The organism is Acidocella aluminiidurans, assembly GCF_055383125.1.
On the sequence record NZ_AP031589.1, the window covers coordinates 3,352,027 to 3,365,727 of the forward strand.

Genomic DNA, 13,701 nt, shown 5'->3' on the forward strand with positions numbered 1-13,701 from the left:
GTAAGCCCGACACATAGGGCACCGGGAAGGCGGCATCTGAAGCGGGCGGGTGCGTCATGCGGCAATGTTATCTGGCGGTTTCCAAGGTTGTGCTGGCGTGCAAGGCGGCCGGCCTGCGGGCCGCTTGTTTCGGAGCGGATGCTGGCCCCGCTTTGCCGGTATTGAAGCGCGCCAGTTGCGCTGCGATGCCCTGCGCGGCTTTCTCCAGATTTTGACTTGCCGCCGCCGCTTCCTGGGCCATCGCCGCATTGGCCTGAGTCATGCGGTCCATCTCGCCGATGCTGCTATTGATCTGGCCCAGCCCCGTTGATTGCTCCTGGGCGCTAGCGGCGGTTTCACCGATGCTCCTGTTGATGCCGTCGACATGACCCGAGATCCGCTCCAGAGATTTCCGCGCCTCGGCCACAGCATTCACGCCCGCGCCGACGATCCCTCCCGCCGCGCCAATCAATGACTTGATCTCTTTCGCGGCATCGGCGGAGCGCTGCGCCAGGGCGCGCACCTCGGTGGCCACAACGGCAAAGCCGCGCCCGGCATCGCCGGCCCGGGCGGCCTCCACCCCGGCATTCAGCGCCAGCAGATTGGTCTGAAACGCGATTTCGTCGATGACGCCGATGATATTGGCGATTTTCGTGAAGCTTTCGTCGATTTTGCCCATCGTTTGCACGGCTTCGCCGGCCACTTGGCCGGAATTTGCCGTGTCGTCCCTGGCCTTGCCCGCCATGTCGCGCATGTCGGCGGCGTTTCCCGCGGATTTGCGGACGGTGACGGTGATCTCCTCCAGCGCGGCGGCGGTTTCCTCGAGGCTAGCGGCCTGCTGCTCGGTGCGCTGGGAGAGTTGCGCAGCGGAGTGGCTGACCGTCGTCGCGTTGTCCAGGATGATTTCGGCCGCGCCGGCGACCTCGTTCATGGTTTTGCGCATCGTCGCCAGGGCGTTGTTGAAATCCACCCGCAACGCGTCGAGAGAGGGTAGCAGCTTTTGGTTGACCTCGGCGGTCAGATCGCCTCGCGCCAGGGCGGCGAGGCCAACTCCCATCTCCCGAACATTCTCCATGCGCGCGGTGAGGTCAGTGGCGAGTTTCACAATTCTGGCAATTTTGCCGGTATTATCGAAAACCGGATTATAGCTTGCCTGCAACCGGACAATGCGCCCGCCCTTGCCAACCCGTTTATACTCGCCGGAGACAAACTCTCCCTTTCTCAGCCTTTCCCAGAATTTTTCATAATCCTGGCTGGCGGCATAGGCGGCGTCCACAAACATGCGGTGGTGCCGGCCTTGGATCTCGTCCAACCGATAGCCGATCGCGGCAAGAAAATTCTTGTTCGCCTCGATGATAGTGCCGTCCGGCCGGAAGCTGATCACCGCCTGGGAGCGGTCCAGCGCTTCGAGCAAGTTTTTATCCGCGTAGGCCTGCTCGTGACTCGCGGTGGTGTCCAGCGCCAATTTGATCACCCGTGTGACCTTGCCACGGCGCCCACGGATGGGCGCATAGGAAGCTTGCAGCCATAAATCCCGCCGCATCCTTGCGGCGTCGGTGAAACTCCCCGGTGTGGGGCTGGCCCGCCGCCAGGCTGGCCCAGAAGCCGCGATAGGCGGCGGAGGCGGCTTCCTCCGGCGTCACCAGAATCCGATGCGCCTGGCCGACCAAGTCGGTGCGGCTATAGCCGACAGCGTGCAGAAACGCGTCATTCGCGTCGAGGATCGTGCCATCCGGCGCGAATTCGATCACCGCGTAGGATTTGGAGAGCCCCTCCATCGCGGCGGCCGCGCGCAGCATCTGAAGCGGTGTTTTCATCGGTATTCAGGCGCCTCTGGGTTGTTTTGACGCTGCGACTTATCAACCGACTTCATTAAGAAAGTTTTATCTTAAAAACCAAAAAACCCGGCAGCTTGCGCTGCCGGGTCGTATCCAGTGCCGCTTCAGGCTGGATTAGTCTTCGGTCTGCTGGTTGCGGCGACGGATCGCCGCACCCAGAATGTCACCCAGCGAGGCGCCGGAATCAGAGGAGCCATATTCCGCGATCGCGGTCTTGTCCTCGTCGATCTCCTTGCCCTTGATGGTCAGCTGCAGCTTGCGGGCCGCGCGGTCCACCGCGGTGATCTTGGCATCGACCTTGTCGCCGACAGCAAAGCGCTCGGGGCGCTGCTCACCCTTGTCGCGCGCCAGCTCGGCGCGGCGGATGAAGCCGGTCAGCACGTCGTCCACCTTCACTTCGATGCCGTTGCTCTGCACGGCGGTCACGGTGCAGGTGACGATCTGGTTCTTGTGGATGCGATCCAGCACGCCAGCGGCCGGGTCGACCTCAAGCTGCTTGATGCCGAGCGAGATGCGCTCCTTCTCGACGTCCACGTCAAGCACCTTGGCCTTGACGATTTCGCCCTTGCCGAACTTGGCAATGGCGGCCTCGCCGGTCTCTTCCCAGGAGAGGTCGGACATGTGGATCATGCCGTCGATCTCCGGGCCGACCGCGATGAACAGGCCGAACTCGGTGATGTTGCGGATTTCGCCCTCGACGACGGACCCGATCGGGTGCTCGTCCTGGAACTCTTCCCACGGGTTGCGCTGCACCTGCTTCAGGCCCAGCGAGATGCGGCGCTTGGAAGCGTCCACATCCAGCACGACCACTTCCACTTCCTGCGAGGTGGAGACGATCTTGCCCGGGTGGGCGTTCTTCTTGGTCCAGGACATCTCGGAGACGTGCACGAGACCCTCCACACCCGGCTCCAGCTCCACGAAGGCGCCGTAATCGGTGATGTTGGTCACGCGGCCGGTCACCTTGATTCCGGGCGGATACTTCACGTCCACACCTTCCCACGGATCCGCCTCGAGCTGCTTCATGCCCAGCGAGATGCGCTGAGTGTCGGCATTGAACCGGATCACCTGCACCTTGACCGGCTGGCCAATGGTCAGCGCTTCGGCCGGGTGGTTGATGCGCTTCCAGGCAATGTCGGTCACGTGCAGCAGGCCGTCGACGCCGCCCAGGTCCACGAACGCACCATAATCGGTGATGTTCTTGACCACGCCGTCGAGGATCTGGCCTTCCTTGAGGCCGGTGATCAGCTCGGAGCGCTGCTCCGCACGGGTCTCTTCAAGGACCGCGCGACGGGAGACGACGATGTTGCCGCGCTGGCGGTCCATCTTCAGGATCTGGAAGGGCTGGGCCACACCCATCAGCGGGCCGACATCGCGGACCGGGCGGATATCGACCTGGGAGCCGGGCAGGAATGCCGTGGCGCCGCCGAGATCGACGGTGAAGCCGCCCTTGACGCGGCCATGGATGACGCCGTTGACGCGGGTCTGGACCTCGAACGCCTTCTCAAGCTGGGTCCAGCTCTCTTCGCGGCGGGCCTTCTCACGGGACAGCACCATGGCGCCGTCCTTGTCTTCATAACGCTCGATGAAGAGGTCATAGACGTCGCCGGGGTTCACTTCCGGCTTGGCGCCGACCGGGGCGAATTCGCGCAGTGGCACGCGGCCTTCGGACTTCAGGCCGACATCGACGATCACGTAATCGTCATCGATGCGCAGCACGCGGCCGGAGATGACGGAACCTTCGAAACCGGCATTGCCGCCGAGGGAGGCGTCCAGGAGGGCGGCGAAATCATCGGCGCCGGTATAGGCCGGGGCGTCGGAATGACGCAGGGCAGTGGAGGAAGAAGCCATGTGGCTATATATGTCCTTGAAACAGGCTGAATTTTCAGCCCGAGACGGGTATGCGCGGCCAGAAACTGGCAACGACTAAACAATCCCCCACTCAGCTCGGGGATTGTCCGGTTTGACGATAGCCAGCTGTTTAGACCGGATCGGCGCAAAGTCAAGCAGAACCGCCAGTTTTCGCTCTGAAGATGCGGCGCCTAGCCGGCGCAGGCGAGGGCTTGGCGCAGGCTGGGGATGTTGGGAGGTGCGATTGCGAGAGAGGTCTCTCGGCAGGGGCGTCTACAGGCTTCATGTTCGTGGATTAACTGCTATAAGCCGGACGCAATGACATATCTCCGTACCGGCTTCGCCCGCCTGTCCCTGCTCGCTCTTGGCCTCGCCTTGGCGGCCTGTTCAAGCTCCAAAAAGGGCGATGCGTCGCTGGGCGACTTCGCCAGCGGTACCGTTCCACCGCCCGACCAGGCATATGCCGCGGGGGTGAAGCGTATGCAGGCTGGGGATTACGATAAGGCTGTGGGCGATTTCAACGCCCTGCAGGAAACCTACCCGTACTCCACCTGGTCAACCCATGCCGAAATTCTGGCGGCTTACTCTCAATATAAGCAGATGGACTATGATGACGCGATCAGCTCCCTGAATCGCTTCATTCAGCTGCACCCCGAGGACGCGGAAGCCGCATACGCATATTATTTGAAAGCACTCTGCTATTATGAGCAGATCGACGACGTGCAGCGCGACCAGACCACAACATACGAGGCGATTCAGGCACTGCAAGATGTGGTGACCCGCTTTCCGGATAGTGCCTACGCGCGCGATGCGCGGATAAAAATGCGCCTTGCCTATAATCGGTTGGCGGGCCATGAAATGGTGATCGGTCGTTTTTACGAGAAGCAGCACCTATATGCCGCGGCCATCGGCCGCTACCAGACAGTGGCAAATTCCTATCAAACCACAACCTTCGCCCCCGAAGCCCTGGAGCGCATGGTGGAGGTCGATCTCGACCTTGGGCTGCCCGATGCGGCGATTCGCAGCGCTTCGGTCCTGGGGTATAACTATCCGGGCAGCTCCTGGTATAAAGCGGCTTATGATAAGTTGAAGGCTCACGGGCTGGTGAATAAGGCGGATGAAGCGTCCGCAAGCACGGATGCCGTGGCCCCCGCGCCCGCTAAGCCGAGGCACCATTGGTACTGGCCCTTCTGATAGGCGATGCTGAATAGCCTCTCGATCCGCGATGTTGTGCTGATCGAGCGGCTCGATCTGCATTTTTCCTCCGGACTGACTGCGCTGACCGGGGAGACCGGGGCGGGAAAGTCGATCCTGCTGGATAGTCTCGGCTTGGTCCTGGGCGCACGGGCGGATTCGGGCTTGATCCGCGCGGGGGCCGCTCAGGCTGTGGTGGCCGCCAGCTTCTCGGCCGCGCCGGGGCATTCCGTTCATAGGCTGCTCGCTGAGCAAGGGCTCGATTCCGGCGAAGATATCCTCGTGCGTCGTATTGTTTCGCGGGATGGCCGTTCCCGGGCGCTGGTCAACGATCAACCGGTCAGTGCCGGGTTTTTGAAGACCCTCACCGCGTCGCTGATCGAGGTGCAAGGGCAGCATGAACAGGTCGGGCTGGCGGATCCCGCTCACCATATGGCGCTGCTGGATGCCTTCGGCGTTCCCGAATCCGGGCGTGAACTGGTCGCCACCGCCTACAAGGCCTGGAGACATGCTGCTGCGCGCCTTGCTGAGGCACATAAAAAAATCGAAGACGCCGCGAAGGAAGAAGAGTTTCTGCGTCATGCCGCGGCGGAGTTGGGCAAGCTCGCGCCGGTGGAGGGTGAGGAGGAAGCTCTTGCCGCCGAGCGCTTGCGCCTGCAGGCCGGAGAACGGCGCGCCGAGGCAATCGCCAGCGCGATTAGCGAGCTGCGCCCGAAGGATCGTCGCCAAGCCGGGCCGGCGGCGGCTTTGCGTGCGGCGGCCCGGGCCATCGCCCGCGTGACTGTGCCGGCTGGCCACGTCAATCCTGCCGGTCCTGCCATCGCGGCCATAGAGCGGGCTGAGGTCGCGCTGGCTGAAGCGGAAGATTTTCTGGAGCGTTTGGCATCCGCGGAGGATGACGATCCGCGCGCCCTGGAAGCGACGGAAGAGCGTTTGTTCGCCTTGCGGGCGGCGGCGCGTAAGCACGGGGTGCAGGTGGCGGAGTTGCCGGCATTCCTCCAATCCTTGCGGGAGCGCCTGAGCGCGCTGGAAAGCGGCGTCGCTGGCCTCGCGCAATTATCGGCGGAAACGCAGAAACTGCGCGACGCATATATCGATCTTGCTGCCGACTTATCGAAGCAGAGAGAAGTGAGTGCGCGCAAGCTGGAGGCGGCGATTGCGGTTGAATTACCCCCTCTGAAGCTGGAGCGGGCAAGGTTTGTGGTTGAAACGAGTGCTTTGCCAGAGGCGCAATGGGGGCCGCGGGGAACTGACGCGATACGTTTTTTGATCTCCACCAACCCTGGCGAATTGCCTGGCGCGCTTGATAAAATCGCCTCCGGTGGTGAATTGTCCCGTTTGATGCTGGCCATGAAAGTGGTCCTCTCCGCCGGGTCGGACAATGAAACCCTGATCTTCGACGAGGTGGATTCCGGCATTGGCGGCGCCACCGCGGCCGCCGTGGGTGAGAGGCTGGCGCGCGTTGCCGATGAGGTGCAGGTGCTGGTGGTGACGCATTCGCCGCAGGTGGCCGCGCGGGCCCACGCGCAGATGCGCGTGCAGAAACTGGAAATCGACGGCCGGGCCGTGACGGACGTGAAGATGTTGAATGATGAGGAAAGGCGCGAGGAGATTGCGCGCATGCTGTCAGGCGAAAGCGTGACGCAGGCCGCACGCCAAGCGGCCGAGAGCCTTTTAACGAAATGACAGACCGAGACAATTTTTTGCGTTTATTGGCACAAATTGAGGCCGCCAATATAGCCTATCATACGCAAGACGCGCCGACCATGCCGGATGCGGCGTATGACGCCCTGCGTAAAGAGGCCGAGGCGATACTGGCCGATCATCCCGAATGGCGCAGCGACGCGGAGGCGCTGCAGCAAGTCGGCTCAAAGCCGGCCACCGGTTTCAAGAAAATTCTTCACCGGACGCCGATGTTGTCATTAGACAATGTTTTCAACGCCGGAGAGTTTGAGGAGTTTGTTTTAAGGATCAGGCGTTTTCTGGGGTTGAAGGAAGACGCTTTGGAGTTTGTCGCCGAACCAAAGATGGATGGTTTGTCGATCTCCCTTGTATATGAGCAGCACAAATTCGTGCGCGCAGCGACGCGCGGAGATGGCAGTGAGGGGGAGGACGTAACAGCGAACATCCTGACGCTGGACGGCTTGCCGCGCGCGTTACCCTCCGACGCACCGGACTTCATCGAAATCCGCGGCGAAGTTTATATGACAAAAGCGGATTTTCTGGCGTTGAACGCCTCGCAGGAACGGCAATTTGCCAATCCGCGCAATGCGGCCGCGGGAAGCCTTCGCCAGCTGGACCCGTCCATCACCGCGAGACGGAAATTATCGCTTTATGTCTATGCGCAGGGCGAAACCTCGGTGCCCGTGGCGCAAACGCATATGGAGTATCTGGCCACGCTCCGGCGGTGGGGCTTTCAAGTCAATCCGCTTTCCCGCCTGGTGAATGAGAGCGGTACTGAAGATTTTCAGACCGAAATGGCAGCAAGGCGTGCTGATCTGCCTTACGATATCGATGGTGTCGTCTATAAGGTAAATGATCTCGGCTTGCAAAATCGCCTTGGCTTTGTCGGTCGTGCACCTAGATGGGCGGTGGCGTGGAAGTTCCCAGCTGAAAAAGCAAGCACGGTTCTAGAAGATATTGAAATCCAAGTTGGCAGGACCGGTGCGCTCACACCGCGCGCTCGGCTGAAGCCGGTGAATGTCGGTGGCGTGCTGGTGACATACGCGACCCTGCACAATGAAGACGAAATCGAACGCAAGGATCTCCGCATCGGCGACATTGTAGAGCTGCATCGTGCAGGAGATGTCATTCCGCAAATCTTGCGGGTGCTCCAGCGTGGCGAGAAAGCCGAACCGTTCCTTTTTCCAGATCATTGCCCCGCCTGTGGCGCAATGGCCATCCGGGATGATGATGACGTCGTCAGGCGCTGCACGGGAGGTTTGACCTGCCCGGCGCAGATCGTCGAACGGCTTATCCATTTTTGTTCCCGCGGGGCTTTTGATATTGAAGGGATGGGCGAGAAAACAATCACCGAGTTCCATGAAGCAGGTTTGCTGGAGGGACCGCCGGATGTTTTCAAGTTGCCCGCATTGGAAGGCGTTATTGCAAAACGTGAGGGGTGGGGTGCGGTTTCAGCGGCCAAACTGTCTGCGGCCATCGAAGCGCGGCGAGACATAGATTTGGCCCGTTTCATCTTCGCGCTTGGCATACGCCGCATCGGCGAGAATAACGCCAAGCTTCTGGCGAAGCATTATGGCTCTTACAAGATATGGAAAGAGTCCATGCTTGCGGCACAGGTAATCGGCTCAGACGCAAGGTTGGAATTAGGCTCAATCTCCGGAATTGGCCCAGCAATCGCTCATGAATTATTGGCCTTTTTCAACGAAAGCCATAACCTGGACACGCTTGCGGCGCTGGAACATGAAGTTCGTGTTCTTGATGCCGAGATTGCGGGCGGCGAGGATTCAATTTTCGCCGGCAAGGTGGTTGTTTTTACCGGGACGCTTTCAATCGCGCGCCCTGAAGCCAAAGCACGTGCGGAAATGCTAGGCGCCAAGGTTACAGATTCGGTTTCGAAAAAGACTGACTATGTTGTTGTCGGGGAGGAGGCTGGATCGAAAGCGAAGAAGGCGCTCGAATTAGGGATCAGGATCCTGTCAGAGCAGGAATTTAAGGATCTATCCGGGCTCTGAGAAAAGGAAGCAGGCATGCATCAGGCAGTATCGGCGTTTCTTCTTGCATTTCCGGCGCTCTTTTCGATCATAAATCCGCTTGGCGGCGCGATTATTTTTTATGAGGTCGCAGGAGCCGAAAATCGCTCGCAGCGGCAGCGCCTGGCCAAGCGTGTCGCGCTTTACTCTTTTTGTGTTATGATTTCGGCCCTCTTGGCCGGCACCTACATGCTTAATTTTTTTGGCATTTCGATGAACGCCCTACGTATCGCCGGGGGATTGGTGGTTTCGGTTCGTGCGTATGAAATGCTGAATGCCCCAGAGAGTGGGACCAAGCGAAAACAAAAAGACGCTGCAGCAGTAGCCGCTGCAGCGGACCAGGATTTGGCGAGTTATGCCTTTTTCCCTCTCACACTTCCCTTCACCACCGGGCCAGGGACAATCGCCGTTACAATTTCGCTGGCAACGGGTCGACCGGATGGCTGGGCGCAAGCGTGGATATTCTATGCAGGAGACGCGTTGGCAGTGCTCGCAAATGCGCTGATGATTTGGGTTTGCTACAGCGCGTCGGATCGCATGGTCCGCATTCTGGGCCAGTCAGGGCAAATCATCGTCTCGCGAATGGTCGCTTTTTTACTGTTGGGGATCGGCGTTCAAATCGCCATTACCGGGCTTAATCCCATTTTGCACGACGCGTTTGTTCGATAGTCGTATGATAATACCTACTCTAGCACTACTTTGGCAGAAAATTCGGTAGATTTTCATTTTTAGGATTCCCGAATCGGTTTTTGACTGATTCATGGGTGGTCGGCATTAATGAGGCTGACCATGGCGGCCGTGAGATTGGATTGGACCGAGGAGCTTGAGCGCTGGCTTGAACCATTCTTGGATGCGCTTGGGCATAGCACGCGCCGGCGGATGTGTCCTGCTTATGTGGCTGGGCTGATTGGCCCTGGCGATCGCAAGAGCGTTCAGCCGATGGCGGCCCGTGATAACGGCATAAATTATGACCAGCTTCACCATTTCATCGGCAGCAGCGTCTGGGATGCGGCGCCGTTGGAAGCGGCTCTGCTGGTCGAGGCCGACAAACTGGTTGGCGGCAATGATAGCTGGTTGATCATCGACGACACCGCCTTGCCGAAGAAGGGACGCAACTCGGTTGGCGTTGCGCCGCAATATGCTTCCGCACTTGGCAAGACCGCCAACTGTCAGTCGCTGGTTTCGGTTACGCTTGCTTCGCGCGAGGTGCCGGTGATGGTCGGTCTTCGGCTATTTCTGCCGCAGAGCTGGACGGACGATCCCAAACGCATGGCGCGGGCCCGTGTGCCGGCGGATCGACAGTCCATGCGAACAAAGCCGGAAATTGCCATTGAGGAGATCGACCGTGTCATCGCTTCCGGCGCGCGTTTTGGTTGTGTGCTTGCCGATGCGGGGTACGGATCAAGCGGGCCTTTTCGCGAAGCTTTGAGCGAGCGTGGTCTGCTATGGGCGGTGGGGCTGTCCCGGCGCCAGAACGTCTATCCGGCCGATATAGCCCTGTCCTTCCCCGTTGCAAAAGCGGGGAGACGCCGAAAATACCATGTCCCTGACCAGGCTCCGATCTCCGCAGAGCTAATGCTGACCGGGAAAAAATGGAAAAAGATCACCTGGCGTCAGGGCACGAAAGGTGGGTTGACATGCCTCTTTGCCGCCTGCCGTGTTCGGGTGGCCGACGGCCATAAGCACCGAATGCTCGATAATCGCGTACAGTGCATGCCGGGCGAGGAGGTGTGGCTCGTCGGCGAGCGGCGTTCGACAGGCGAGCAAAAATACTATCTGTCAAACCTGCCGGCCGATACCACCATCAAGACGCTGGCCGCCGCGATAAAAGCCAGGTGGGTCTGCGAACAGGCCCACCAGCAACTCAAAGAGGAACTTGGCCTTGATCACTTTGAGGGCAGGTCCTGGGCTGGGCTACATCGACATGCCCTGATGACAATGATCGCCTACGCCTTCCTTCAATCCCGCTGCCTCAAAGCAGCGGGACGAAAAAAAAAAGGATCGAGGGGCCACCACCGCAACCGACCATGCCGGCAATCAGAAACGAGATCCTCAATCTCTTCGCGCGGCCGCCACCTCAAAGATGCCCGCACTGTGACAAGCCACTGACAAAAAACACTAATAAAAATATGCCAAAGTAGTGCTAGTCACCCGAATCTGGGGTTCGCTTCATTATCTTGTGGAAGAATCGTTTGACGGAAGCCAGGATCTGGCTGGCGGATTTAACCCACCGATACGGTTTGGGTTTTTTGTGTGCGTCAATGAACACGACGATATCGGCCCAGGTCACGTCGGTCGCGGGGTTCGCCCGTCAGCGACCCGAGCGCAATACCTTCCCCGAACATCTCTCGCGTGAGCGCGTGGTCATCACGCCGCCCACGACCTGTTCCTATGTTCACAATGGCGCTCATACAGGCGCTTTTACGAGCGCTGAGCGGTTATCACGGCAGGCGTTTCACGCCGGAGTGATAGATTTGTCCTGGCCAAACGTCGCGCGCATCTGCTGTTTGTCGCGCCCTGCCGCAATGAGTGCCGCCAGTAAAATCCGTGCTTGGCCGGGCCGCAAGATGCTGGCCTGAATGGCTCCCGCAGCGGCCAGATCATGCCCGCCGCCGCCGCCACCATAGGAGCTGGTCAATAGCCCATTCGGCACCCTGCTGGAAATCACCACCGGCACAGCGCGTGCCGTACACTGCCGCACCGCCTCCACCAACTGCGGATTGGCATTGCCCGAGCCCAACGCGGCCAGAACGATGCCGTCGGCCCCAGCCGCCAGGCTTGCTCGCAGATGCGTCTGGTCGCACCCCGGATAAACCGCGATGATATCAACACGGACCGCCCCAACATCCCCACCAAGGGCCAGGCTTTCCGGCGATGCCATCGGCCGGGCCTGGCGGAAGGCATCGGCCATTTCGGTGGAGTATTTATAAACACCCCAGACCGGCAGCAGCTTTTCATCGAAATAAAGCAAAACACCTTGCGCCGCATGCGCGGGGCGAAGCGCCGCCGCGATCGCACCCGCAAGATTGGCCGGGCCGTCCGGCTTGGCATGGTCCGAGGTAAATTGCGCCCCGGTGAAGATCACCGGCTTGGTCAGTTGCCGCTGCACATGCACCAGCAGCGCGGTTTCCTCCATCGCGTCCGTGCCGTGCAAAACCACCACCCCCGCCACATCGGGGTCGTGCAGTTGTGCCTGCACCGCATCGCTGATCCGTTGTAGATCATCGAGCGTGAGGCTCGCGGAATCCTTGGCCATCAAATCCAGGATGCGGAGCCGGCACCCGTCATGGGGCACCAGCGCCAGCAGGCTCTCTCCCGTCAGCGTGGGCGCGCTCGCCCCGCTGGCCCCACGCTGGCTGGCAATTGTGCCACCGGTGGCGATCACCGCCACCAGTGGTTTGGCATCGTCAAGGCTCACGCCGGCTCCTGCTCAGTTTGAAACTTCACCACCGCCGCCTGGGCGCGGCGGTGGCGCATCAAATGCCAGCCCACAGCCAGCAACGGCACGATGACAATAAGAGACGCCATCGTCCAGGTGCCGGTCGGGTAATCGAACGCCATCAGCACGAGCACCCCGGCCAGAAACACCAGCGTGAGAATGCCCGTATAAGGCGCGCCCATCATGCGGAAGGCCGGCCGGGTCATCTCGCCGCGCCGGGCTTTATGCCAGAGCTTGAGCTGACACAGGATAATGACGCCCCATGCGGAAATAATGCCCAACGCCGCGACATTGAGCGCGATCTCGAACGCGGAGGAGGGCACGATGGCATTGAGCCCGACGCCGATCATCGTCACCACGGCGGTAACGGCAACCCCGATATAAGGCACACCGGCCTTGTTCATCTTCATCAACACGGCGGGCGCCGAGCCCGAGGCCGCCAGTGCGTGCAAAATCCGGCCGGTGGAATAAAGACCCGCGTTGAGAGAGGACAGCACCGCCGTCAACACCACCAAATTCATGATGATGGCCACGTCATTATACCCAAGCTTGCCGAAGAAGGTCACAAACGGGCTCTCGCCGGCGCTATAGGCCGTATAAGGCAGCAGCACCGCCAGCAGCAGCACCGAACCCACGTAAAACACGACCAGGCGCAGAACCACCGACCGAATGGCGCCGGGAATCACCGCCTGGACATTTTCGCTCTCTCCAGCCGTCGTGCCGATGACCTCGATCGCGGCATAGGCGAACACCACGCCCTGCACGATGATCAATGCCGGCAGGATGCCGTGCGGAAAAAAGCCGCCATTGCCGGTAATCAGGCTCAGCCCCGGGGTATGGCCATCAATGGGCGTACCGCTGACGACGAAATAAATACCGACGGCCAGAAACGCCACCAGCGATGACACCTTGAGCAGGCTGAACCAGAATTCCAGCTCGCCAAACACCTTCACAGACAGCAAATTCATGCCCAGCACCAGCAGCAGCGCCGAGAGGGCGAACACCCATTGCGGGATGCCCTGCAGCCAGGGCACATAATGCTGGAAGAAATTCATATAGAGCGCCGCGGCGGTGACATCCGCCACTGATGTCATGGCCCAGTTCAGCCAATACATCCACCCCACCGTGAAAGCCATCTTCTCGCCATAGAATTCCCGCGCATAAGAGACGAATGAGCCCGAGCTGGGACGGTGCATGATCAATTCACCCAATGCGCGCATCACCAGAAAGGCGAAAAAGCCGCAGAGCGCGTAAACAAACACCAGCGCCGGCCCGGCCAGCGCAAACCGTCCGCCGGCCCCCAGAAACAGCCCCGTGCCAATCGCCCCGCCAACCGCGATCATCTGAATCTGTCGGCGTTTCAGCGCCTTGCGGTAACCCGCATCCTCCGCAATTTCTATTTTTTGCACAGCTTTTTCGTAAGCCTTTGTTTCCTCTGACATTATCCCTCTCCATGGGGTTGTATTTCGTGGGCGTCATCAACCGGCGCCGGCGCTTCCAGGCACAGCACGGCCGATATGAAGCCGGCGCAACGCATGGGCTCCATATCTGTATTACAGCTTAACAGCAAGGCTTATTTTTGAAGTCCTGCCATCCTTGCAAAATCCCATTCCATCAATTGACGCCCCAAAACGACAAGGGTACCTGAAAATTGGTCTTACAGCTTTACAGATCGAAAATTCATAAACAA

At 60.0% G+C, this 13,701-nt stretch carries 9 protein-coding genes and 2 pseudogenes; 5 read left to right on the forward strand and 6 right to left on the reverse strand.

Going from position 1 to position 13,701, the window contains the following annotated elements; translation table 11 throughout:
• Nucleotides 1–67 precede the first annotated feature (67 nt).
• The 3 genes from ACZ46S_RS16555 to rpsA all read right to left on the reverse strand — a co-directional run bounded on the left by ACZ46S_RS16555 (nt 68) and on the right by rpsA (nt 3,665).
• Nucleotides 68–1,453 (reverse strand): methyl-accepting chemotaxis protein, encoded by a 1,386-nt coding sequence (locus ACZ46S_RS16555; protein WP_464062619.1) that lies wholly within the window; start codon nt 1,451–1,453, stop codon nt 68–70.
• Nucleotides 1,398–1,796 (reverse strand): PAS domain-containing protein, encoded by a 399-nt coding sequence (locus ACZ46S_RS16560; protein ID WP_464062621.1) that lies wholly within the window; start codon nt 1,794–1,796, stop codon nt 1,398–1,400. The genes ACZ46S_RS16555 and ACZ46S_RS16560 overlap by 56 nt, the downstream gene beginning before the upstream one ends.
• 135 nt (nt 1,797–1,931) lie before the next feature.
• A complete protein-coding gene (rpsA, locus tag ACZ46S_RS16565; RefSeq protein ID WP_295737400.1) occupies nt 1,932–3,665 on the reverse strand; it encodes a 30S ribosomal protein S1 in 1,734 nt (577 codons plus the stop codon).
• 318 nt (nt 3,666–3,983) lie between these two features.
• Between rpsA and ACZ46S_RS16570 the strand changes: the two genes are divergently transcribed.
• The 5 genes and pseudogenes from ACZ46S_RS16570 (at nt 3,984) to ACZ46S_RS16590 (ending at nt 10,670) form a co-directional block, all read left to right on the forward strand.
• Entirely contained in the window at nt 3,984–4,859 is an 876-nt protein-coding gene (locus ACZ46S_RS16570) for an outer membrane protein assembly factor BamD (RefSeq protein ID WP_295737402.1), read from the forward strand.
• A 6-nt stretch (nt 4,860–4,865) separates the two neighbouring features.
• Nucleotides 4,866–6,545 carry a DNA repair protein RecN gene (recN, locus tag ACZ46S_RS16575; RefSeq protein WP_464062622.1) on the forward strand — a complete coding sequence of 560 codons (1,680 nt, stop codon included), beginning with the start codon at nt 4,866–4,868 and terminating at the stop codon, nt 6,543–6,545.
• Nucleotides 6,542–8,554, forward strand: a complete 2,013-nt coding sequence (ligA, locus tag ACZ46S_RS16580) for an NAD-dependent DNA ligase LigA (protein ID WP_464062624.1) — start codon at nt 6,542–6,544, stop codon at nt 8,552–8,554. Before recN ends, ligA begins: the two co-directional genes overlap by 4 nt.
• Nucleotides 8,555–8,569: 15 nt before the next feature.
• A complete protein-coding gene (locus ACZ46S_RS16585; RefSeq protein WP_464062625.1) occupies nt 8,570–9,241 on the forward strand; it encodes a MarC family NAAT transporter in 672 nt (223 codons plus the stop codon).
• 84 nt (nt 9,242–9,325) lie between these two features.
• Nucleotides 9,326–10,670 (forward strand): annotated as a pseudogene (locus ACZ46S_RS16590) (IS701 family transposase).
• A gap of 45 nt (nt 10,671–10,715) precedes the next feature.
• On the opposite strand, the pseudogene ACZ46S_RS16595 reads toward ACZ46S_RS16590, so the two are convergent.
• The 3 genes and pseudogenes from ACZ46S_RS16595 to ACZ46S_RS16605 all read right to left on the reverse strand — a co-directional run.
• Nucleotides 10,716–10,853: pseudogene (locus ACZ46S_RS16595) on the reverse strand (IS630 family transposase); the annotation flags it as partial.
• A 174-nt stretch (nt 10,854–11,027) separates the two neighbouring features.
• Nucleotides 11,028–11,990 carry an asparaginase gene (locus tag ACZ46S_RS16600; RefSeq protein WP_464062627.1) on the reverse strand — a complete coding sequence of 321 codons (963 nt, stop codon included), beginning with the start codon at nt 11,988–11,990 and terminating at the stop codon, nt 11,028–11,030.
• Entirely contained in the window at nt 11,987–13,453 is a 1,467-nt protein-coding gene (locus tag ACZ46S_RS16605; RefSeq protein ID WP_464062628.1) for an amino acid permease, read from the reverse strand. Before ACZ46S_RS16605 ends, ACZ46S_RS16600 begins: the two co-directional genes overlap by 4 nt.
• Nucleotides 13,454–13,701 lie beyond the last annotated feature (248 nt).

Coding starts and splice junctions, on each gene's coding strand:
- ACZ46S_RS16560 (WP_464062621.1), bottom strand. CDS start 1,796: ATGAAAACACCGCTTCAGATGCTGCGCGCGGCCGCCGCGATGGAGGGG.
- rpsA (WP_295737400.1), bottom strand. CDS start 3,665: ATGGCTTCTTCCTCCACTGCCCTGCGTCATTCCGACGCCCCGGCCTAT.
- ACZ46S_RS16570 (WP_295737402.1), top strand. CDS start 3,984: ATGACATATCTCCGTACCGGCTTCGCCCGCCTGTCCCTGCTCGCTCTT.
- recN (WP_464062622.1), top strand. CDS start 4,866: ATGCTGAATAGCCTCTCGATCCGCGATGTTGTGCTGATCGAGCGGCTC.
- ligA (WP_464062624.1), top strand. CDS start 6,542: ATGACAGACCGAGACAATTTTTTGCGTTTATTGGCACAAATTGAGGCC.
- ACZ46S_RS16585 (WP_464062625.1), top strand. CDS start 8,570: ATGCATCAGGCAGTATCGGCGTTTCTTCTTGCATTTCCGGCGCTCTTT.
- ACZ46S_RS16605 (WP_464062628.1), bottom strand. CDS start 13,453: ATGTCAGAGGAAACAAAGGCTTACGAAAAAGCTGTGCAAAAAATAGAA.